Source organism: Aquabacterium sp. A08, from assembly GCF_011742065.1.
Genome location: NZ_JAAQQT010000364.1, coordinates 1 through 317 on the forward strand (window position 1 = coordinate 1; position 317 = coordinate 317).

Sequence of the window (317 nt, forward strand, 5' to 3'; positions counted from 1 at the left end):
TGCAGGGTGGCGTCCTGCTTGGCAAAGCAAAAGCGCACCACGCGCTGGTCGAAGCCGTTGCCGTAAAACGCCGACAGCGGGATGGCCGCCACCCCTACCTCGCGCGTCAGCCACTGGCAGAAATCGGCCTCGGGCAGGTCGCGTTCGGGCACGACCAGCTGGCTGTAATCCACGCACTGGAAGTAGGTTCCCTCGCACGGCAGCAGCCGAAAGCGGGTGCCGGCCAGCCCGGCGCGGAACCGGTCGCGCTTGGCTTGGTAGAACCCTGGCAGTTGCAGGTAGGGCGCCGGGTCGGCCATGTAGGCGGCCAGGGCGTG

1 protein-coding gene is annotated in these 317 nt (G+C 68.1%); it reads right to left on the reverse strand.

All coding sequences use genetic code 11. The features are described 5' to 3' along the window. Positions 1 to 317 (reverse strand): aminotransferase class I/II-fold pyridoxal phosphate-dependent enzyme (locus tag HA630_RS27060; protein ID WP_166832197.1); only part of this gene is annotated, 317 nt, incomplete at both ends.